The sequence below is a fragment of the Acidovorax sp. DMC1 genome, from assembly GCF_056314325.1.
In genome coordinates this window covers 176,426-196,538 of sequence record NZ_JBQUYO010000004.1, presented here as the reverse complement: position 1 = coordinate 196,538, position 20,113 = coordinate 176,426, and the positions used below count along the sequence as shown (strand labels likewise).

Below are 20,113 nucleotides of genomic sequence, written 5' to 3'. Positions count from 1 at the left end.
CGCCACAAGCCTCGCCGCCATGAAAAATGGCCCTTGTGAGGGCCATTCGGTGCCAAATTGGCAGGAAGCGCTAGTGCAATATGCGCTGATAGCTATTATTTTGAGAGCGTCTTGAATACTTCACGCGCAGCAGCCACGGTGGCTGCCACGTCGTCGGCGGTGTGGGCGGCGCTCACGAAGCCCGCTTCATACAAGGCCGGTGCAATGTAGATGCCCCGGTCCAGCAGACCGTGGAACAGCTGGTTGAAGCGCGCGCTGTCGGTTTTCAGCACCTGGGCATAGTTCTGCGGCAGTTCGGGCAGCAGGAAGAAGCCAAACATGCCGCCCTCGCAGTCACCGCAGAACGGCACGCCTTCGGCCGTGGCAGCGGCTTGCAGTCCATCGACCAGCGAGCGGGTGCGGGCCGACAGCGCATCGAAGAAGCCGGGCTTTTGGATCTCGCGCAGCGTGGTCAGGCCACAGGCCGTGGCCACCGGGTTGCCCGACAGCGTGCCCGCCTGGTACACGCCGCCCAGCGGTGCGAGGTGTTCCATGATGGCGCGCGGGCCACCAAAGGCCGCCAGCGGCATGCCACCGCCGATCACCTTGCCCAGCACGGTGATGTCGGGTTGGAAGCCGGGGATGCTCTTGGCGTACACGCTTTGCGCGCTGCCCAGGGCCACGCGGAAACCGGTCATCACTTCATCCAGCACCAGCAGCGCACCGTATTCGGTGCACAGCTCACGGCAGCGCTGCATGAACGGCACGCTCGCGCGCACCAGGTTCATGTTGCCCGCGATGGGCTCGATCATCACGCAGGCCAGTTCCTTGCCGTGCAGTGCAAAGGCTTCTTCGAGCTGGGCGACGTTGTTGTATTCGAGCACCAGGGTGTGCTGCACCACTTCAGGCGGCACGCCCGCGCTGGTGGCATTGCCAAACGTGGCCAGGCCCGAGCCGGCCTTGACCAGCAGCGAGTCGGCATGGCCGTGGTAGCAGCCTTCAAACTTGATGAACTTGCTGCGGCCCGTGGCGCCACGGGCCAGGCGGATGGCGCTCATGCCCGCTTCGGTGCCCGAGCTGACCAGACGAATCATCTCCATGGACGGCACCAGGCTCAGGATCTCCTCGGCCAGCTCGACTTCGCGCTCGGTGGGGGCGCCAAAGCTGAAGCCTTCGAGCGCCGCCTTCTGCACCGCGTCGAGCACGGCGGGGTGGCCGTGGCCGAGGATCATCGGGCCCCAGGAGCCGATGTAATCAATGAAGCGCTGGTCGTTCGCATCCCAGAAGTAGGCGCCTTGCGCGCGCTTGACGAAGCGGGGTGTGCCTCCGACCGCCTTGAAGGCCCGCACGGGCGAATTCACGCCTCCGGGGATCAGCGCCTTGGCGCGTTCGAACAGGGGAATATTGAGATCAGTGCTTGGTGTCATGGGGTGGCATCACAAAACCCTCCAGGGCATGTGTTTCGTCAATCGTGGGTTCTTCTTCGTCGCCGCCGGTCTCGTCGTCCTCGGGCTGCGCCCAGAACATGCGGTCGGGCACGATGTGCCCCATGCCGGGGCGAAAGCCTGCGTCCAGGCAGCGGTCGAGGTATCCCAGCGCTTCGCTGGTGGCTTCGCCCAAGTCGTTGCCGCTGGCCACCAGGGCAGTGAGTGCGGCCGAGAGCGTATCGCCCGCACCCGAGAAGGTGGCGTCAAACAGCTCGAACTTGCCACTGCCCAGCACGGTCTGCGGCGAGGCCAGTACGTTCTCGACGAACTGCTCGGGCAAGGGGATGCCAGTGACCAATGTGTAGGGCACGCCCATCTCGGACGCTGCGCGGGCAATGTCTCGGGCGGTGGGGCTGCGCTCGCCCGTCCAGTCCGGCAGCAGCCAGCGCCACAGGGTGCTGTGGTTTCCAACCAACACCGAGGTCTGGGGCAGCAGCAGCTCGCGGAAGGCGTCGAGGTACTCGTCGATCAGCTCGTCACGCCACCAGGACAGGTTGGGCATGTAGGCGATCACGGGGACTTCGTCATAGTCGGTCGTGATCTCGGCAATGGTGCTGATGTTCTCGGGGCTGCCGACAAAGCCGACCTTGATCGCCTGCACGGGCAGGTCTTCCAGCACGGCCCGCGCCTGCTCGGACACAGCCTCGTCGTCGAAGCTGAAGTGGTCAAAAATCTGAGCGGTGTCGCGGGCATAGGCCCCGGTGACCACGGCGATCGGGTGTCCACCGACCGAGGCGATGGTGGTGATGTCGGCGGTCAGTCCGCCGGCTCCGCTGGGGTCGCTGGCATTGAACACCAGCACACAGGCCGGGCTCGCTTCCTCCGCGTCATCGTCGTCAATATCTGGGATTTCTGGGGGGGGAAGGGAGGCTTTGATGGTCATGGACCAGATCCTGCTGGAGGGGTGGCACGGAAGCTGCAGGCCGCGGAGATCACTAGATACAATCGTTGCATTCTATGTGAAGGCCCTTTAAGCTGTGACCGACTTTAAAACTTGGATGTGTTTGATTTGCGGCTGGATTTATGACGAAGCGGCGGGGTCTCCCGAACACGGCATTCCACCCAACACCCCATGGGATCAGGTCCCGATGAACTGGACCTGCCCAGAATGTGGCGCCCGCAAGGAAGATTTCGAGATGGTCCAGATCTGAGGCGCTCCAGCACCTATCGCTGCTGCGTTGTTTATTTTCTCCATCGGGAGCAGTGACAATTGACTACAACAGGCGCATCTTTCAAAGTGCTCGTGGTGGATGACAGCAACACCATCCGTCGAAGCGCCGAGATTTTTCTCAAGCAGGGGGGGCACGAAGTCTTGTTGGCCGACGACGGCTTTGATGCTTTGGCCAAGGTCAACGATTACCAGCCTCAGCTGATTTTCTGCGACATCCTCATGCCCAAGCTCGACGGGTACCAGACCTGCGCCATCATCAAGCGCAATGCCCGTTTTGCGGATACCCCGGTGGTCATGCTGTCCTCCAAGGACGGTGTGTTCGACAAGGCGCGCGGGCGCATGGTCGGCTGCCAGGAATATCTCACCAAGCCGTTTACCAAAGACCAGCTGTTGCAGGCCGTGCAGCAGTTTGGCAATTCCCAACAAGGAGCCCTCTAATGCCCATTCAGAAAGTATTGGTCGTCGACGACTCGAAGACCGAGTTGATGTTTTTGACGGACCTGCTTCAGAAAAAAGGCATGCAAGTCCGTACTGCAGAAAATGCCGAAGAGGCATTTCGCCGTCTGGCCGAAGAAAAGCCCGATCTCATCCTGATGGATGTGGTGATGCCCGGCCAAAATGGATTCCAGCTCACGCGTGCCATTACCCGCGACCCCCTTTACGCTGATGTGCCCATCATCATGTGCACCAGCAAGAACCAGGAAACCGACCGTGTCTGGGGCATGCGCCAAGGTGCGCGCGGCTACATCACCAAGCCGGTGGACCCCGCAGAGCTGCAGGCCAAAATCGACGCTCTGAACTGAGGCAGCGGCGCGCTCATGGCAAACCGCGAAGCCCTACGGGAGCTCCAGACCCGACTTGCCAGCCGCTTGCAGGCTGCAAGGTCCGAAGGTACGTCCGTGTCCTCCTGGCTGGCTGTAGAGTCCGCCGGGAATTTCTATTTGCTGCCCCTGGGGCAGTCCGGGGAGATCTTCCCCTGGGTGTCGGTGCAGGCCGTGCCTTACACCCAGAGCTGGTTTCTGGGCGTGGCCAACCTGCGCGGTGGCCTGGTGGGGGTGGTGGACCTGGCGGGTTTGCTCGGTTCCACCGTGCCGCGCACCGAGCAAGCCTTGTCCGAGGCCAGCCTGCTCGCGTTCAACGCCGCGCTCGACGTCAATGCCGCCCTGCTGGTGGACCGCCTGGCCGGGCTGCGCGGCACGGACGCGTTTGTGTCGTCCGAACCGCCGGCCGAGGATTCGCCCAGCTTCTTCGGCACCACCTATATCGATTCCAGTGGCACACGCTGGCAGGAGCTGAACTTGCAGATCCTGTCCCAACATCCCGCTTTCCTGAGCATCAGTGCTTGAGTTTTTCTGTAAGGCTGCACCATGTCCGTCGTCAATCAATTTGGAAAACTGTTCAACCGGAAACCCGCCACGCCTGATACCGGCGCAGCCACCGGCGCGACCGACGATGGGCAGGACCTCCTGGCCACGGGAGCCCTGGATGGCTCGCAACTGCGCGACTCCTACCAGGCCGAAGCCATGAACAGCGTCCAGGGCGATCCCGACGGCTACACGCCGGAACTGACCGCGCCCGAAGCGGAAGAAGACCTCATCAGCCTGCCCTTGCTGGGCCGCTCGACTGCCGCGGGCCATCAGCGCCGACTGCTGGCCTTGCTGGCCGTAGGGGTGGTGGTGCTGGCACTGATCGCCGGTTGGGTGCTGCAGCAGGCCGACCGTTCCGCGCAGCAACTGGCTGCTACCGGCCAGTCGCTGATGCAGTCGCAACGTCTCGCCAAGTCGGTGTCGCAGGCGCTGGTGGGTAGCCCACAGGCCTTCCCGGACGTGGTGGAAAGCTCGGGCGTGTTGGCCCGCAACGTGCGCGCCCTGAATTCGGGTGACAACGAGCTGGGTGTGCAGTCGCTGGGCGAGCCCTTCAAGCCCGATCTGGATGCCGTCAACCCCCTGATGGAGCGCGCAGAGCGCAATGCCAGCGTGGTGATGGGCCAGCAAAAGATCCTGACGCAGGTGGGTGACGCTCTGCGCACCATCAACCGCCAGTCGTCCGACCTGCTGGAAATCGCTGAAACGGTGTCGTCGCTCAAGCTGCAACAAAACGCTCCTGCAGCCGAAATCTCTGCCGCCGGCCAGCTGGTGATGTTGACCCAGCGTATCGGCAAGTCTGCCAACGAGTTCCAGACCATGGAAGGCGTGAGCCCCGAGGCCGTGTTCCTGCTGGGCAAGGACTTGAACTCCTTCAAGGAAATCGCACAAGGTCTGCTGGAAGGCAGCCCCGAGTTGCGCCTGTCGGCCACCAAGGACGCGCAGACCCGCGAGCAATTGGAAGCGCTGATCAAGCTGTACGAACAGACCCGTACCCAGGCCAGCGCCATTCTGGGCAACCTGCAAGGTCTGGTGTCTGCCCGCGAAGCGCAGTCCGCGATCATTGCCGACAGCGAACCCCTGCGCCGCCAGCTGGAAGGCCTGCAGAGCAAGCTGTCCGCCCAGACCGGTCTGGGCGCCGGCCAGTTCGCCGCACTGGCGCTGGCAGGCTTGTTCGTGCTGCTGTGCGGTATCGGCATTTCGCGCGTTCAGCTGCTGGACAGCCGTGGCCGTCAGGCAGCTGCTGAAAACCAGCAACGCGACGCCAAGCGCCAAGAGCAGGAAGCCAAGCGCGTCAACGACGCCAACCAGGCCGCCATTTTGCGTTTGATGAACGAACTGCAGTCGGTTGCTGAAGGTGACTTGACGCAAGAAGCCACGGTGACGGAAGACATCACCGGCGCTATTGCTGACTCGGTGAACTACACGGTGGAAGAGCTGCGCCAGCTGGTGGGCAGCGTGCAGAACACGGCGACCCGCGTGGCGCAGACGACCGCCCAGGTGGACAACACCTCGACCGAGCTGCTGGCGGCATCGACCGAGCAGCTGCGCGAAATTCGCGAAACCGGCCGCTCCGTTCTGGACATGGCGACCCGAATCAATGAGGTGTCCACACAGGCGCAAGAGTCCGCTACGGTGGCCCGTCAGTCGCTGCAAGCTGCGGACTCGGGTCTGCAGGCCGTGCAGAACGCCATCGGCGGTATGAACTCCATCCGCGACCAGATCCAGGACACTTCCAAGCGGATCAAACGCCTGGGCGAATCGTCGCAGGAGATCGGTGAAATCACCGAGCTGATTTCTGACATTACCGAGCAGACGAACGTGCTGGCTCTGAACGCCGCCATTCAGGCCGCATCTGCGGGTGAAGCCGGTCGCGGCTTCTCGGTGGTGGCGGAAGAAGTGCAGCGCCTCGCTGAACGCTCCGCAGACGCTACGCGCCAGATCTCGGCGCTGGTGAAAGCCATTCAGACCGACACCCAGGACGCCGTGGCCGCTATGGAGCGCTCCACGCAGGGTGTAGTGGAAGGGGCTCGGCTGTCCGACAGTGCCGGTACCGCACTGACCGAAATCGACCGCGTGTCGCGCCGTCTGGCTGAACTGATTGAGCAGATTTCGTCTTCGACTTCCCGGGAAGCTGTTCTGGCCAACGAAGTGGCCGACAACATCCAGCACATTTTTGCGGTGACCGAGCAGACGGGTGAAGGTACCCGCACGACTGCGCAGCAGGTGCGCGAGCTTTCGCACATGGCCGAAGAACTGCGCCAATCGGTGGCACGGTTCAAGATCGCCTGACGCAGCAGTTAGTCATCAACCAGCTGGCTCATTGCAGCCGGGGACGAATCCATGTCATCTATTGATGTCAACAATGCACCGGCCGCCGACGGGACCCAGGGAGATCAGGACCTGGGTCCTTTGGCTTGGGTGCTTGACGAGCTGCGCAAATCGCTGGACGGTGCCGTCAAGGCGATGCGGCGCTTTGTGCGTGATGCCGAGGTAGCACGCGAGTCCGATCTGGCGGCGCTGGACGCTGGCCCCCTGCGCATTGCGCGCCAGCAACTGCACCAAGCCTGTGGTGCGCTGGAAATGGTGGGCATGGGCCCTCCGGCGCTGGTGTTGCGGTCCATGGAATCGGCGGTGCAGAAGTTTGTTCAGCGCCCCGAAACCTGCAGCGATGACGCTGCCGCCGTGATCGAGCGCGCCAGTTTTGCGCTGATCGAATACCTGGAAACCGTGCTGGCCGGCAAAGCCGTGTCGCCTGTGGCGCTGTTTCCGCAATACCGCGATGCGCAGGCCCTGGCGGGCGCTGATCGTGTTCACCCCGCAGACCTGTGGCCGGTGGAACGCCGTTTCCGCGAACCTGAAGGCGCGGTGTCGCTGCCTCCGTTGCCTTATGGTCCCGAGGCGCGTGCGCGGCTGGATGCTGCGGTGCTGCGCATCGTCAAGTCGGGGGATCTGAAGGCCGCCCTCAGCTTGCGCGACACCTGCCTGGGCTTTGTGGCTGCCCAGACGGATCGGCAAGCGCGCGCGTTCTGGAAAATCTGCGCGGGCTTCTTCGATGCCTTTGGCTCAGGGCTGTTGCCGCCGGATGTATACGTGAAGCGCGTGGCGTCTCGTGTGCTCATGCAGTACGCCACCCTGGCCAAGGGCGATCCAACGATTGCCGACCGGCTGGTGCAGGATCTGCTGTTCTTCTGCTCGCAGGCGCGGGTGGCAGATCTCCCGGATGACGCTGCGCCCTCGCTGCGGGCGGTTCGCCAGGCTTTTGCGTTGGACCGGTTCAAGCCGGTGGACTACGAGACCGCCCGCTTTGGCCGTTTTGACCCGGCGGTGCTGGCCCAGGCGCGCAAGCGCATTGCTTCGGCCACGGAAACCTGGTCCGCCCTGGCGGGCGGTGACCGCAACAAACTCAAGCCAGCGGCAGACCAGTTCAGTCTGGTGTGCGATTCGCTGCGCAAGCTCCACCCCGGCAGCGAGAACCTGGCGCAGGCGCTGACGCGTGCCCTTGATTCCACCACCCGGTCGGGCGAACCCCCTTCGCCCGCATTGGCGATGGAAGTGGCTACCTCCGTGCTGTACCTGCAGGCAGCTTTTGAAGAGTTGGACACTGCGGACGAACAGATGGAAGCCCGCGCCAGCCGTCTTGCAGAGCGTCTGGATGCGGTCACGGCGGGTGCCGAACCCGAACCTCTTGAACAATGGATGGAAGAGCTGTACCGCCGGGTCAGCGACAACCAGACCATGGGCAGCGTGGTCGACGAACTCCGCGTGACCCTGGGCGAGGCCGAAAAGGCCATGGACCAGTTTTTCCGAAACCCCAAGGACACCGCTGTGCTGGCGACCGTGCCAGGGCATCTCGCGCAAATGCGTGGCGTGCTTTCGGTGCTGGGGTTGGACCAGGCGTCGCTGGCCGTGGTTCGCATGCGCGACACGGTGGAGCGTCTGCTGATCAATGAAGTGCCCGAAGAAGAACGCCAGGGCGCATTTGAAAAGCTGGGCAACAGCCTGGGAGCCTTGGGCTTCCTGATCGACATGCTGAGCTACCAGCGCACCATGGCGCGCAAGCTCTTCGTGTACGACGAAGATCTGGGCGAGCTGCGCATCCTCATGGGCAAGACCCGTGCGCGCGCCTCCGATGCGGTGGAAGAAGCGCCCGCCAAGCTGGAAGAGCGTTCAGCCACTGTGGTGCCCGACGTGATTCCCCGGTTCCCTGTGCAGGAGCCTGCCAGCGAGCCCACGGACTTTGCGCCGTTCCCTGATTTTGATTCGGCCCCTGCGGCCGATGCTGGCGTGGCGGCTGAGCCCGCCGGCCTGGCCCCGGACATTTCTTTTGACGTTCCGGCCCCTGCCGTGGTGGCCCCTGCACCAGCTGAGGCGGCGTCCCCGGTGCCCGCCGCTGCGCCCGCCGCAGTGCCCGATGTGGAAGACGAACTGCTCGACGTGTTCCTCGAAGAGGCGCGCGAAGTGGTGGTGAACGGTCTGGCTGCCATCGAGCAGCTGCGGGGAGAACCCGGTGACCTGAGCGAGCAGACCACGCTGCGCCGCGCGTTCCATACGCTCAAGGGCAGTTCGCGCATGGTGGGGCTGAACGACTTTGGCGAAGCCGCTTGGTCGATGGAGCAGGTGCTCAACGTCTGGCTCGCCGAACAAAAGCCCATGCAGCCCAGCTTGCTGCAGCTGTCGACCGATGCCCTGCATGCCTTCAGCAGCTGGGCCGATGACATCGCCGCAGGCCGGGCGACGGGCTGGGACCCCGAGTCCTTCCGTCGCTCTGCCGACGCCATGCGTCTGGACGGCACATTGGTGCCGCTGGCCATGGCCTCGGGCGACGCTGCCGCACTGGAACCCGTTCCGGCCTCGGCAGTCGCAGATATTGCAGAGGAGCCCGCACCGGAGCCGACCATGGCGGCGATGGCCCCCTCCACCGAGGCGCTCGAAGACGAACTGACGGTGCCGGACTTCCAGGCCACCGAGATCTCGGACCATGTGCCCGAACAGCCTGCCGACGTCGCCAGCGCTGCGCCAGAGGTGGCTGAGGAGATCGACTTCTCCGTGTTCACCGCAGCACTCAACGAGTCCGCTCCCGAGCCCGCACCGGCGGTGGATCCGTCCAGCGCAGACTTCGTGCTCGACCTGGAGCTGCCCGATCTGGAACCCGTGTCGGCCGAGATGCCAGCGCCAGCAATGGCTCACGCAGAGCCCGTCGACGCGCCGCTGGAAGTCCCCGCAGACGCTCTGGGCGACGAATTCCTGCTACCGGAAGACCTGGTGCTCGACGCGCCCGAACCGGAAACCGGGGTGGTCACGGAGGCCAGCGTTCCTTCGGACGGGTTAGAAGCGCTGGATGTGGCCGAGCTGGAGAAGCTGCTGGAGGCCGAGTCTGCCGAGTCTGCCGAGGCTGCTTCACTGCAGGCACCTGCCCCCGAGGACGTTGCCGAGGCAAGTCCCGAAGCCTTGCCAGACGACCTCGCTGAAGCAGAGTCCGCGCAAGACGTGGCGAATCTGCTCGATGCCCTGCCGCAGGAAGAAGGCGGCAGCGACGATGCCGTCAAGGTCATCGACACGCTGCGCATCGGCATCCCGCTCTACAACGTGTACCTGAATGAGGCTGATGAATGGTCTCGTCGCCTGGTGACCTGCTTGCAGGAATGGGCGCTGGAGCTGCACGAGCCGCTGCCTGACACGGCCGTGGCCTTGTCGCACTCGCTGGCCGGCAGTTCGGCCACGGTAGGCTTCACCGCGTTGTCCGAAATGGCCCGCGTGCTGGAGCACACGCTGCAGCATGTGCAATTGCAGTCGGGGGGCACCGAGGAACAGGCGGCCGCCTTCATGGCAGCGGCGGAAGACATCCGTCGCCTGCTGCACCAGTTTGCTGCCGGGTTCCTCAAAGAGCCCAGCCCGGAAGTGCTGGCCCAGCTGCGCCAGATTCTGGAAACCGAGGTGGTCAGCACCCAGTCTCCGCCCGAAGAGGATGCGCAGGCCTACCTCGACGCCGCCGAGCAGGAAGCGTCCGAAGCTGCCGCTGCCGAATTGGCACCAGAGCCGGTGGCGCAGGCGGCCGCAGCGGTCGCCGAGCCTGAGCCAGTTGCACCTGCAGTGCCCGAACCCGTGTCCGCACCTGCCGTGGGCCATGTGGCCCCCGCGCTGTCTGCGGTCATCCACGACCATGATCAGCACATTGACGATGCCATCGCGCACGCCATTGCCTCGATCCCGGACGCGGACGACGACATCGATGCGATCGACGTCATCGACCCTGACCTGTTCCCCATCTTCGAAGAAGAGGCGGCCGAGTTGCTGCCCCAGCTGGGTGGTGCGCTGCGCCAGTGGGCCTCGCGCCCCGACAACCTCAGCGCCCGCAGCGAAGTGTTGCGGGCCCTGCATACGCTCAAGGGCAGTTCACGACTGGCCGGTGCGATGCGCCTGGGCGAAATGGCCCATCGGCTGGAATCTGCGATCGAACAACTGGACGCAGAGACCGTCACGGCCGACCAGATCGAGCCGCTGCAAGGTAGTTTCGACGGCCTGCAAGCCAACTTCGAGGCACTGCGTGCCATTGGTCAGGCTCCCTCGGACGGTGTGGTGGCCTTGCCGGTGGAAGCCGTGCCTGCCGCCCGCGCCAGCGTGGCGGATGTGTCGGAGGCTTCCGTCCCGTCGGTGGCCGCACCGTCTGCCAAGCCGGTGGCGATGACGGCCCCGGCCGTGCGCCTGCCAGGACCCTCGCAACTGGCGCCCCTGCGCGTGGCGGCCAACCAATCGGTGCGCGTGCGTGCACAGCTGCTGGACCGCCTGGTCAACCAGGCGGGCGAGGTGATGATCAGCCGTTCGCGCCTCGACGCGCGCCTGGGCCAGTTCCGCAGCTCGCTCACCGATCTGTCGGGCAACCTGGACCGCTTGCGCCAGCAATTGCGCGACATCGAGGTGCAAGCCGAGTCGCAGATGCAGTCGCGCCTGGCGCTGTCCAAGGACTCTGCGGCAGGCTTCGATCCGCTGGAGTTCGACCGCTTCACCCGGGTGCAGGAGTTGACCCGCATGATGGCCGAGTCGGTCAACGACGTGGCCACGGTGCAGCGCAATCTGCAACGCGCCATGGAAGGCGCCGAAGACGACCTGATCGCCCAGGGCCGCCAGGCGCGCGAGCTGCAGCGCGATCTGTTGCGCACCCGCATGGTGGAGTTCGAAGGCATTGCCGAACGCCTGTACGCCGTGGTGCGCCAGGCCTCCAAGGAAACCGGCAAACAGATCAAGCTGGACATCACCGGCGGCTCCATTGAAATGGACCGTGGCGTGCTGGACCGTATGACACCCGCCTTCGAGCACTTGCTGCGCAATTGCGTGGCCCACGGCATCGAAGAGCCCGAGGTCCGCATGGCGGCTGGCAAGCCGGCGTCGGGCACCATCACGGTGGACCTGCACCACGAAGGCAATGACGTGTCGGTCGAGTTCCGTGATGACGGTGCGGGCCTGAACCTGCCGCGCATCCGCGAAAAGGCCCTGTCCCAGGGCATCGTGGAACCCGGCGTGGAGCTGAGCGACGCCGATGCCGCCAACCTGATCTTCATGCCGGGCTTCTCGACGGCCTCGGAGGTCACGGGCCTGGCAGGTCGTGGCATCGGCATGGACGTGGTGCGTGCCGAAATCAACGCGCTCGGCGGCCGTATCGAGACCACAACGGAGGCCGGTAAGGGCGCTGCATTCCGTATGGTGCTGCCGTTGACCACGGCGGTGACGCAGGTGGTGATGCTGCGCTCGGGCGATCTGGCGATCGGGGTTCCGGCCAACGTGGTCGAGATCGTTCGCCGCACCTCGGCCCCCGACCTCGCAGAGGCGTATCGCACCGGTGTGTTTGACGACGGCATGGAGAAGATCCCGTTCTTCTGGTCGGGAGCCCTGCTGCAGTCGTCCACCCGCAGCACCGAGCCAGCGGGCAAGACCCGCCCGGTGGTGATCTTCCGAAGCGCTGCCCAGCGCGTGGCCATGCACGTGGACGAAGTGCTGGGCAATCAGGAAGTCGTGGTGAAGAACTTGGGGCCGCAGTTGTCCCGTCTGCCAGGTCTGGCGGGCATGTCCGTGCTGGCCTCGGGTGCCGTGGTGCTGATCTACAACCCTGTGGCCTTGGCCACGGTGTACGGCGACCAGGTGCGCGCAGCCAGTGCCGACATGGCGCCAGCACCCGACACCCCCGCTACAGGGGGCACGGGCAAAGCCGTGGTGTCTCAGCAGTTGTCGGGCCCTAGCCAGGTGCCTTTGGTGCTGGTGGTGGACGACTCCATCACGGTGCGCCGCGTGACGCAGCGCCTGCTGCAGCGCGAAGGCTACCGTGTGGCCCTGGCGGCCGATGGTCTGCAGGCGCTGGAGCGCTTGCAGGAAGAGCGCCCGACGGTGGTTCTGTCCGATATCGAAATGCCGCGCATGGACGGCTTCGATCTGGCGCGCAACATCCGTGCAGATGGTGCCTTGCGTGATCTGCCCATCATCATGATCACCTCGCGCATTGCTGAAAAGCACCGCGAGCATGCGATGGAGCTGGGCGTGAACCATTACTTGGGCAAGCCGTATTCGGACGAAGAGCTGCTGAGCCTGATTCAGCACTACGCCCGCATCGCCGCAGCGGCCGAGGCCTGACACCATGCCGGCCCACTCCCGACCCTGCGAGTCAGCCTGGGTCGGGGGTGCTCATTCATCACCATCGCTTGTGTCCCGTGCATGGATACGGCGGACCGCGTCTCCGTGATGGACCCGCTGGCACCATCCCCATCCCCCGATCCCCGGCTGCTGGCTTGCCTGGCCCTGGTGGCGCGCGAGCGCGCTTCGGATCTGTTTCTGATGGCAGGTGCTGCGCCCACCATCAAGCGGCAGGGCGCCTTCATCCCCATTGCGCAGCAAGTCCTGTCAGCCGACGATGTGCGGCAAATGGCCTATTCCATCCTGCGGGAGGCCCAGCGCAAGGAGTTTGAGGCCACGATGGAATGTGACCTGTCGCTGCAGACCGCCGATGGCGAGCGCTTTCGGGTGAATGTGCACATGCAGCGGGGGCAGGCCGGCATGGTGATTCGCCATGTGATTGCGCGGATTCCCACGCTGGAAGAACTGGGGTTGCCGCCCGTGCTCCAGCGGCTGGCGTTTCTCAAAGGGGGATTGGTGTTGACGGTGGGCTCGGCAGGCTCAGGCAAGACCACCACGCTGGCTGCACTGCTGGACCATCGCAATACGCACACCGGCGGGCACATCCTTACGGTGGAAGACCCCATCGAATACCTGCACAGCCACAAAAAATCCCTGGTGACGCAACGCGAGGTAGGGCTCGATACCCTGTCGTATGACGAAGCGCTGCGCCGCGCCATGCGTGAGGCGCCTAACGTGATCATGATTGGCGAGATCCGCGACCGGGCCACCATGCAGCACGCGCTGCACTACGCCGAATCCGGCCACCTGTGTGTGTCCACCCTGCACGCCAACAACGCCAACCAAGCCGTGCAGCGCATCGTCAACTTCTTCCCCGAGGATGCGCACCGCCAACTGCTCATGGACCTGTCGCTCAACCTGCGCGCCGTGATTGCGCAGCGGCTGGTCCAGGGGCTTGCGGGCCATCTGGTACCCGCTACTGAGATCATGCTGCTGACGCCCTATGTGGCCGAGCTGATCCAGAAGGGGCAGATCGACGAACTCAAGACCGCCATCACCCGCAGCGGCGAGCAGGGCATGTGGAGCTTTGACCAGTCGCTGCTGGGCATGGTGGAGGCGGGCGCGATATCGCCCGAAGAAGCCATCGCCAACGCGGACAACCGCACCGATGTCCGCTTGCGGCTGCGGCTGGCCGCGGGGGCCTCGCTGGGCGGCGAGGGCATGCAGATGGCGCCGGAGGAACCCCCGCCGGACGAACCACCGCCCACGACACATCGCTGACCCACCGTGTGCCCTGCTCAACAGGGCGAGTGTTACCCCCCGGCCGTCTTGACGACGGCGTAGCGCTCCAGCGTGCGCTGCCGCGCTGCGTCATGCTCCACCACGGGCAGGGGGTAGGTGTCACCAAAGCGTACCCCCGCCTCCTGCAACTCCAGCGGCCGCGCCAGCCACGGGGCGTGCAGCGCCTTGGTGGGAAGCGCTGCGAGCAGGGGCAGGTAGCGGCGGATGAACTTGCCCTCCGGGTCGAACTTCTCGCTCTGGCTCACCGGGTTGAAGATGCGGAAATAGGGCTGGGCGTCGCACCCGCTGGAGCTGGCCCACTGCCAGCCGCCGTTGTTGGCGGCCAGGTCGAAGTCATTGAGGTGCGTGGCAAAGTAGGCCTCGCCGCGCCGCCAGTCGATGCCCAGGTCTTTCACCAGAAAGCTGGCCACTACCATGCGTAGGCGGTTGTGCATGTAGCCCGTCTGGTTGATCTGCGCCATGGCGGCGTCCACCAGCGGGTAGCCGGTGCGGCCCTCGCACCAAGCGGCAAACAGGGCATCGGCTTCAGGGCCGGTCTCCCAGGCGATGGCGTCGTAGGCAGGCTTGAAGCTCTGGCCCACCACATGCGGGTGGTGGTGCAGGATCTGGAAGTAGAAGTCCCGCCAGATCAGCTCACTGAGCCAGGTCGTGGCTCCGGGGTTGCCTTCCAGCATCAGGCGGTGCGCCGTGCGCGCGAGCAAGCGCGGCGAGATGGTGCCAAACCGCAGGTGCACGCTCAGGTAGCTGGGCCCTTTCACTGCCGGAAAGTTGCGCGTGTCCTCATAGCGCTCGATACGGCCGAGAAAATCATCGAACAGCTGTTGTGCGCCCCGGGCGCCCGTGGGCAGGCGCAGCTGGGACAGGGCCGTGGGCTCAAACCCGAGGTTCTGCAAGGTGGGCACGGGCTGGCAATGGGCCTCAGGGCGCGCTGCCAGATGGTGGGCGTGGCGCTCCACCGGATAGCTCTTGAGCTGGAACGCATTGATCTTCTTGAGCCACGCATTCTTGTACGGCGTGAACACGCTGTACGGGTTGCCGGTCTGCGTCAGCACCTCACTGCGTTCCAGCAGGGTATGGTCCTTGAAGGTGTGAAAGGCCTTGCCGGCGGCCGCCAGGCGCGTGCGTACCAGGCGGTCGCGGTCCAGCGCCTGGGGTTCATCGTCGTGGTTGACAAAGACAGCCTGCACGTCCAGGGCGCTGGCCAGGGCCGGAATGGCATCGCTGGCCACCGCGTGCCACACGATGAGGCCGCCCCTTTCCTGCCCCGAAAGCGCGCGCAGCGTGTCGTCCAGCTCCACCAGCGACTCGCGGATGAACTCCACCCGCCGGTCGGCGCGGGGCAGGGCGTCGAGGATGTCCTTGTCAAAGACGAAGGCGCAGAACACCTGCTCGCAGCGCGTCAGCGCGTGGTACAGGGCGGCTTGGTCGTGGGCGCGCAGGTCGCGGCGGAACCAGACCAGGCCGCGGGGATAGCGGGGCTCGGGGGAGGGGGGCATGTTCACCGTTAAAATTGCGGGATGTCTTTCGATTCTGCGCCCATCAACCTGACGCATCATTTCCTGATCGCGATGCCCGGCCTGGAAGATGAGTCTTTTGCGCGCAGCGTCGTCTATCTGTGCGAGCACAGCGAGCGCGGTGCGCTCGGCCTCATCATCAACAAGCCCACCGATATCACCCTCAAGGGCCTGTTCGACAAGGTGGACCTGTCCCTGCGCCGCGAGGACCTCACCAAAGAGCCCGTTTTCCAGGGCGGCCCGGTGCAGACCGAGCGCGGTTTTGTACTGCACGAACCGATGCTCATGGACAAGGGGGAAACCGACGAGTCGGCCTATGCCTCCACCATGACCATCCCCGGCGGCCTGGAGATGACCACCTCCAAGGACGTGCTAGAAGCCCTGTCCACGGGCGCCGGCCCCCGCCGCGTGCTCATCACGCTGGGGTACTCGTCCTGGGGCGAGGGGCAGCTCGAATCGGAGCTGGCCGAGAACGCCTGGCTCACCGTGGCGGCCGATCTGTCGGTGATCTTCGACACCCCTGTGCCTGAGCGTTACGACCGGGCCCTGTCGCTGCTGGGCCTGCAGGCCTGGATGCTGTCGCCCGAGGCGGGGCACGCATGACTGGCGCGCCCGCTCAGTCCATTCAGCTGCCAGCCGTTCCTGCGCATTTCCAGACTTTTCTTGCTTTTGATTTCGGGCTCAAGCGCACGGGCGTCGCCTCGGGCAACCGCATGCTCAAAAGCGCCACCCCCCAGCGCACCATCCAGGCCGAGGGCGATGCCCGCTTTGCCCAGGTGGCCGAGCGCATCAAGGAATGGCAGCCTGACGCTTTGGTGATCGGCGTGCCTTACCACCCGGACGGCGCAGCCCACGAAAACACCGCACGCGCGCTCAAGTTTGGGCGCCAGTTGCGTGGCCGCTTTGGTCTGCAGGTGTTTGAGGTGGACGAGCGGTACAGCACCACCGAGGCCATTGCGGGTGGTGCCAAGGATGCCGACGCGGCCTCGGCCTGCATCATCCTGGAACAGTTTTTGAGGAATCTCCCATGACCACCCCATCCCCCGGAATGTCCGGCAGCCTGGTGCTCGACGCCGAGGCGCTGTACCGCGAACTGCTGCGCGGCGTGCGCAGCATGCTCACCCCCACCACGCGCCTGGCGGGCATTGCCTCGGGCGGTGCCTGGCTGGCCGAGCGCCTGCAAAAAGACCTGGGCCTGGAAGGGCCCGCCGGTGTGCTCTCGTCGGTGATGCACCGCGATGACTTTGCGCAGCGCGGCCTGTCGGCCAGCGCACAGACCGCGCTGCCTTTTGACGTGAACGGCGCCGACGTGCTGGTGCTCGACGACGTGCTCTACACCGGCCGCACCATCCGTGCCGTGCTCAACGAGCTGTTCGACTACGGCCGCCCCGCCAGCGTGCGCTTGGCTGTGCTGGTGGACCGTGGCGGGCGCGAGCTGCCGGTGCAGGCTGACTTTGCCGCCGCGCGCGTGGCGCTGCCCGCCGCCCAGTCGCTGGCCCTGGCGCGGGGCGACAGCGGCACCTTCCAATTCCAAGTCCAGGACAAAGACTAAAGAGGCCCGACCGTGCTGCACAAGCGCAACCCCCAACTCAACAAGAACGGCGAGCTGATCCACCTGCTGTCCATCGAGGGCCTGCCGCGCGACATCGTCACGCACATCCTCGACACCGCCGCCAACTTCGTTAGCGTCAACGACCGCGAAGTGAAAAAGGTGCCTCTGCTGCGCGGCAAGAGCGTGTTCAACCTGTTCTTCGAGAACAGCACGCGCACCCGCACCACCTTCGAGATCGCGGCCAAGCGCCTGTCTGCCGACGTGATCAACCTGGACATCGCGCGCAGCTCGGCCAGCAAGGGCGAATCGCTGCTCGACACCATCGCCAACCTGAGCGCGATGGCGGCCGATTTGTTCGTGGTGCGGCACAGCGAGTCGGGTGCGCCCTACCTGATCGCGCAGCACGTAGCGCCCCACGTGCACGTGATCAACGCCGGCGATGGCCGCCATGCCCACCCCACGCAGGGGCTGCTGGACATGTACACCATCCGCCACTACAAGAAGGACTTCAACAACCTCACGGTGGCCATCGTGGGCGACGTGCTGCACTCGCGCGTGGCGCGCTCCGACATCCACGGCCTGACCACCTTGGGCTGTGCCGAAGTGCGTGTGGTGGGCCCGCGCACGCTGGTGCCATCTGACATGGCGCAGATGGGCGTGCGCGTGTGCCACACGCTCGAAGAAGGCATCAAGGACGCCGACGTGGTCATCATGCTGCGCCTGCAGAACGAGCGCATGAGCGGAGCGCTGCTGCCGTCCAGCCAGGAGTATTTCAAGAGCTTTGGCCTCACACAGGAGAAGCTCCAACTGGCCAAGCCCGACGCCATCGTCATGCACCCCGGCCCCATCAACCGCGGCGTGGAGATCGACTCCGCCGTGGTCGATGGCAAGCAGAGCGTGATCCTGCCGCAGGTGACCTTCGGCATCGCGGTGCGCATGGCGGTGATGTCCATCGTCGCAGGGAATGAAGCGTGACCCGTCGGGTGAATGCTCCTGTTTTAATAGCTGCTAGCGCATATATCACTGGCGCTATCGGCCTATTTGGCTTGAAATCATGAAGATACTGATCCAGAACGGCCGTGTGATCGACCCCGCCTCGGGCCTTGACCAGACCTGCGACATCGCGCTGGCGGCAGGCCGCATCGTGGGCGTCAACCGAGTGCCGCCCGACTTTGCGCCCAACCGCACCATCAACGCTGCCGGCTGCATCGTGCTGCCCGGCCTGGTGGACCTGGCTGCGCGCCTGCGTGAGCCTGGCCACGAGCACGAAGGCATGCTCGAATCCGAAATGGCTGCCGCCGTGGCCGGTGGCGTGACCAGCCTGGTCTGCCCGCCCGACACCGACCCCGTGCTCGACGAGCCCGGCCTGGTGGAGATGCTCAAGTTCCGCGCCGAGAAGCTGCACCAGTCGCGCCTGTTCCCGCTGGGCGCACTGACACGCGGCTTGGCTGGCGAGGTGCTGACCGAGATGGCCGAGTTGACCGAGTCCGGCTGCGTGGGCTTTGGCCAGGCCGAGGTGCCGCTGGCCAGCACCCAGGTGCTGCAGCGCGCGCTGCAATACGCCGCCACCTTTGGCTACACGGTGTGGTTGCGCCCGCAGGAGATGCATCTGGGCAAGGGTGTGGCCGCCAGCGGTGCGCTGGCCACGCGGCTGGGCCTGTCGGGCGTGCCCGTGGCGGCCGAGACCATTGCGCTGCACACCATCTTTGAACTGCTCAAGACCACCGGCGCGCGCGTGCACCTGTGCCGCCTCAGCAGCGCTGCGGGTGTTGATCTGGTGCGCCGCGCCAAGGCCGATGGCCTGCAAGTCACGGCCGATGTGAGCATGAACTCGCTGCACCTCACCGAGAACGACATCGGCTTCTTTGACAGCCGCGCGCGCCTGACGCCGCCGTTGCGCCAGCAGCGCGACCGCGACGCCCTGAGCGCGGCGCTGCTCGATGGCACCATCGATGCGCTTGTGTCCGACCACACCCCGGTGGATGAAGACGCCAAGACGCTGCCGTTCGCCGAGGCCGAACCCGGCGCCACGGGCCTGGAGCTGCTGCTGTCGCTGGCACTCAAGTGGTCGCAGGACAGCGGCGTGCCCTTGCAGCGCGCGCTGGCCGTGGTCACCGCCGAGCCCGCACGCGTGCTGGGCAACGCGCTGGGCACCTTGCAGGCCAGCGTGGGCCAGATCGTGGAAGGCGGCGTGGGTGACCTCTGCATCTTCGACCCGCAGGCCGCCTGGACGGTGCAGGACGACGCGCTCGCCAGCCAGGGCAAACACACGCCCTTCTCGGGCTACGAGCTGCCCGGCCGCGTGCGCATGACCCTGGTGGGCGGACAGGTCGCTTTCGACCGCAGCTGAGACGACTCAACGCGATAAGGCCCAGCCGTGAAGTTCCTGCGCGCCAGCTGGCGCCTCTTGCGGCTGCTGGGCCATATTGCCAAGGGCCTGTGGATCGTGGCGCTGCGGTTTCCGTCGCTGTCGCCGGACCAGCAACACGCCCGCGTGCAGGTGTGGTCGATGGAGCTGCTGGCCCATGCGGGCATCAGCCTGCGCATCCTCGGGCGGCCCCCGGTCACCGGCCCGGTGATGCTGGTGGCCAACCACATCTCGTGGCTCGACATCCCGGTGATGCACGCCGCACGGCACTGCCGTTTTGTCTCCAAATCCGACGTGCAGGCCTGGCCGCTGATCGGCACCCTGGCCACGGCCGCTGGCACGCTCTACATCGAGCGCAGCTCGCGCCGCGATGCGCTGCGCATGGTTCGGTCCATGCAAGAGGCGCTGGAGCGTGGCGAAGTGCTGGCCGTGTTCCCCGAGGGCACCACGGGTGACGGGCGCGAGATGCTGCCCTTCCACGCCAACCTGTTGCAGGCTGCCGTAGCCGCGCAGGCACCGGTGCAGCCCGTGGGGCTACGCTTTGCCGACAAGGCCACCGACGCCACCAGCTTCGCACCCAGCTACATTGGCGATGAAACCCTGGTGGGCTCGATCTGGCGCACGCTCAGCGCCCCGCCCATCGAAGCCGTGGTGCACTACGGCACGCCCGAGCTGGCGGGCGAGCGCGACCGCCGCACCTGGACGCAGCACCTGCACGACACGGTCGATCAGCTGCGCAAAGCCTGAGGGCGCT

16 protein-coding genes are annotated in these 20,113 nt (G+C 65.4%); 13 read left to right on the top strand and 3 right to left on the bottom strand.

The features are described from left to right. Positions 1–95 precede the first annotated feature (95 nt). Both hemL and thiD read right to left on the bottom strand, forming a co-directional pair. Entirely contained in the window at positions 96–1,406 is a 1,311-nt protein-coding gene (gene hemL, locus ACT531_RS10980) for a glutamate-1-semialdehyde 2,1-aminomutase (RefSeq protein ID WP_476017439.1), read from the bottom strand. After that, positions 1,390–2,349 (bottom strand): bifunctional hydroxymethylpyrimidine kinase/phosphomethylpyrimidine kinase, encoded by a 960-nt coding sequence (gene thiD / locus ACT531_RS10975; protein WP_476017438.1) that lies wholly within the window; start codon positions 2,347–2,349, stop codon positions 1,390–1,392. Before thiD ends, hemL begins: the two co-directional genes overlap by 17 nt. 115 nt (positions 2,350–2,464) lie before the next feature. On the opposite strand from thiD, the gene ACT531_RS10970 reads away from it, so the two are divergent. From ACT531_RS10970 to ACT531_RS10940, 7 genes are all read left to right on the top strand, one after another. After that, positions 2,465–2,617 (top strand): rubredoxin, encoded by a 153-nt coding sequence (locus tag ACT531_RS10970; protein ID WP_476017571.1) that lies wholly within the window; start codon positions 2,465–2,467, stop codon positions 2,615–2,617. Between the two features lie 59 nt (positions 2,618–2,676). After that, positions 2,677–3,075 (top strand): response regulator, encoded by a 399-nt coding sequence (locus ACT531_RS10965; RefSeq protein ID WP_060984016.1) that lies wholly within the window; start codon positions 2,677–2,679, stop codon positions 3,073–3,075. Further along, positions 3,075–3,440 carry a response regulator gene (locus ACT531_RS10960; RefSeq protein WP_005796104.1) on the top strand — a complete coding sequence of 122 codons (366 nt, stop codon included), beginning with the start codon at positions 3,075–3,077 and terminating at the stop codon, positions 3,438–3,440. Before ACT531_RS10965 ends, ACT531_RS10960 begins: the two co-directional genes overlap by 1 nt. Before the next feature lie 15 nt (positions 3,441–3,455). Continuing rightward, positions 3,456–3,983, top strand: coding sequence for a chemotaxis protein CheW (locus tag ACT531_RS10955; RefSeq protein ID WP_209818234.1), 528 nt, complete (start codon positions 3,456–3,458; stop codon positions 3,981–3,983). A gap of 21 nt (positions 3,984–4,004) precedes the next feature. Further along, positions 4,005–6,293 carry a methyl-accepting chemotaxis protein gene (locus ACT531_RS10950; RefSeq protein ID WP_209818236.1) on the top strand — a complete coding sequence of 763 codons (2,289 nt, stop codon included), beginning with the start codon at positions 4,005–4,007 and terminating at the stop codon, positions 6,291–6,293. Between the two features lie 51 nt (positions 6,294–6,344). Beyond that, positions 6,345–12,623: a hybrid sensor histidine kinase/response regulator gene (locus ACT531_RS10945; RefSeq protein WP_476017437.1), complete on the top strand. Its 6,279-nt coding sequence runs from the start codon at positions 6,345–6,347 to the stop codon at positions 12,621–12,623. Positions 12,624–12,731: 108 nt separating this feature from the next. Next, positions 12,732–13,904, top strand: a complete 1,173-nt coding sequence (locus ACT531_RS10940; RefSeq protein WP_015015585.1) for a PilT/PilU family type 4a pilus ATPase — start codon at positions 12,732–12,734, stop codon at positions 13,902–13,904. 32 nt (positions 13,905–13,936) lie between these two features. Here the strand turns inward: ACT531_RS10940 and ACT531_RS10935 are convergent, their stop codons facing one another. After that, positions 13,937–15,421: a cryptochrome/photolyase family protein gene (locus ACT531_RS10935; RefSeq protein WP_476017436.1), complete on the bottom strand. Its 1,485-nt coding sequence runs from the start codon at positions 15,419–15,421 to the stop codon at positions 13,937–13,939. Positions 15,422–15,442: 21 nt separating this feature from the next. Between ACT531_RS10935 and ACT531_RS10930 the strand changes: the two genes are divergently transcribed. The 6 genes from ACT531_RS10930 (at position 15,443) to ACT531_RS10905 (ending at position 20,106) form a co-directional block, all read left to right on the top strand. Further along, entirely contained in the window at positions 15,443–16,042 is a 600-nt protein-coding gene (locus ACT531_RS10930; RefSeq protein WP_015015583.1) for a YqgE/AlgH family protein, read from the top strand. Further along, positions 16,039–16,470 carry a Holliday junction resolvase RuvX gene (gene ruvX / locus ACT531_RS10925; RefSeq protein ID WP_476017435.1) on the top strand — a complete coding sequence of 144 codons (432 nt, stop codon included), beginning with the start codon at positions 16,039–16,041 and terminating at the stop codon, positions 16,468–16,470. Before ACT531_RS10930 ends, ruvX begins: the two co-directional genes overlap by 4 nt. Next, complete coding sequence (gene pyrR / locus ACT531_RS10920; protein ID WP_015015581.1) at positions 16,467–16,991, top strand: bifunctional pyr operon transcriptional regulator/uracil phosphoribosyltransferase PyrR; 525 nt, start codon at positions 16,467–16,469, stop codon at positions 16,989–16,991. The genes ruvX and pyrR overlap by 4 nt, the downstream gene beginning before the upstream one ends. Positions 16,992–17,003: 12 nt before the next feature. Continuing rightward, complete coding sequence (locus ACT531_RS10915) at positions 17,004–17,966, top strand: aspartate carbamoyltransferase catalytic subunit (RefSeq protein ID WP_476017434.1); 963 nt, start codon at positions 17,004–17,006, stop codon at positions 17,964–17,966. A 79-nt stretch (positions 17,967–18,045) separates the two neighbouring features. Further along, positions 18,046–19,341, top strand: coding sequence for a dihydroorotase (locus ACT531_RS10910; RefSeq protein ID WP_476017433.1), 1,296 nt, complete (start codon positions 18,046–18,048; stop codon positions 19,339–19,341). Between the two features lie 27 nt (positions 19,342–19,368). Further along, positions 19,369–20,106, top strand: a complete 738-nt coding sequence (locus ACT531_RS10905; protein ID WP_476017432.1) for a lysophospholipid acyltransferase family protein — start codon at positions 19,369–19,371, stop codon at positions 20,104–20,106. Positions 20,107–20,113: the final 7 nt, after the last annotated feature.

Bases quoted from the DNA above. Each gene is read 5' to 3' on its own strand.
- hemL (WP_476017439.1), bottom strand. From the start codon at position 1,406: ATGACACCAAGCACTGATCTCAATATTCCCCTGTTCGAACGCGCCAAG.
- thiD (WP_476017438.1), bottom strand. From the start codon at position 2,349: ATGACCATCAAAGCCTCCCTTCCCCCCCCAGAAATCCCAGATATTGAC.
- ACT531_RS10970 (WP_476017571.1), top strand. From the start codon at position 2,465: ATGTGTTTGATTTGCGGCTGGATTTATGACGAAGCGGCGGGGTCTCCC.
- ACT531_RS10960 (WP_005796104.1), top strand. From the start codon at position 3,075: ATGCCCATTCAGAAAGTATTGGTCGTCGACGACTCGAAGACCGAGTTG.
- ACT531_RS10955 (WP_209818234.1), top strand. From the start codon at position 3,456: ATGGCAAACCGCGAAGCCCTACGGGAGCTCCAGACCCGACTTGCCAGC.
- ACT531_RS10950 (WP_209818236.1), top strand. From the start codon at position 4,005: ATGTCCGTCGTCAATCAATTTGGAAAACTGTTCAACCGGAAACCCGCC.
- ACT531_RS10945 (WP_476017437.1), top strand. From the start codon at position 6,345: ATGTCATCTATTGATGTCAACAATGCACCGGCCGCCGACGGGACCCAG.
- ACT531_RS10940 (WP_015015585.1), top strand. From the start codon at position 12,732: ATGGACCCGCTGGCACCATCCCCATCCCCCGATCCCCGGCTGCTGGCT.
- ACT531_RS10935 (WP_476017436.1), bottom strand. From the start codon at position 15,421: ATGCCCCCCTCCCCCGAGCCCCGCTATCCCCGCGGCCTGGTCTGGTTC.
- ACT531_RS10930 (WP_015015583.1), top strand. From the start codon at position 15,443: ATGTCTTTCGATTCTGCGCCCATCAACCTGACGCATCATTTCCTGATC.
- ruvX (WP_476017435.1), top strand. From the start codon at position 16,039: ATGACTGGCGCGCCCGCTCAGTCCATTCAGCTGCCAGCCGTTCCTGCG.
- pyrR (WP_015015581.1), top strand. From the start codon at position 16,467: ATGACCACCCCATCCCCCGGAATGTCCGGCAGCCTGGTGCTCGACGCC.
- ACT531_RS10910 (WP_476017433.1), top strand. From the start codon at position 18,046: ATGAAGATACTGATCCAGAACGGCCGTGTGATCGACCCCGCCTCGGGC.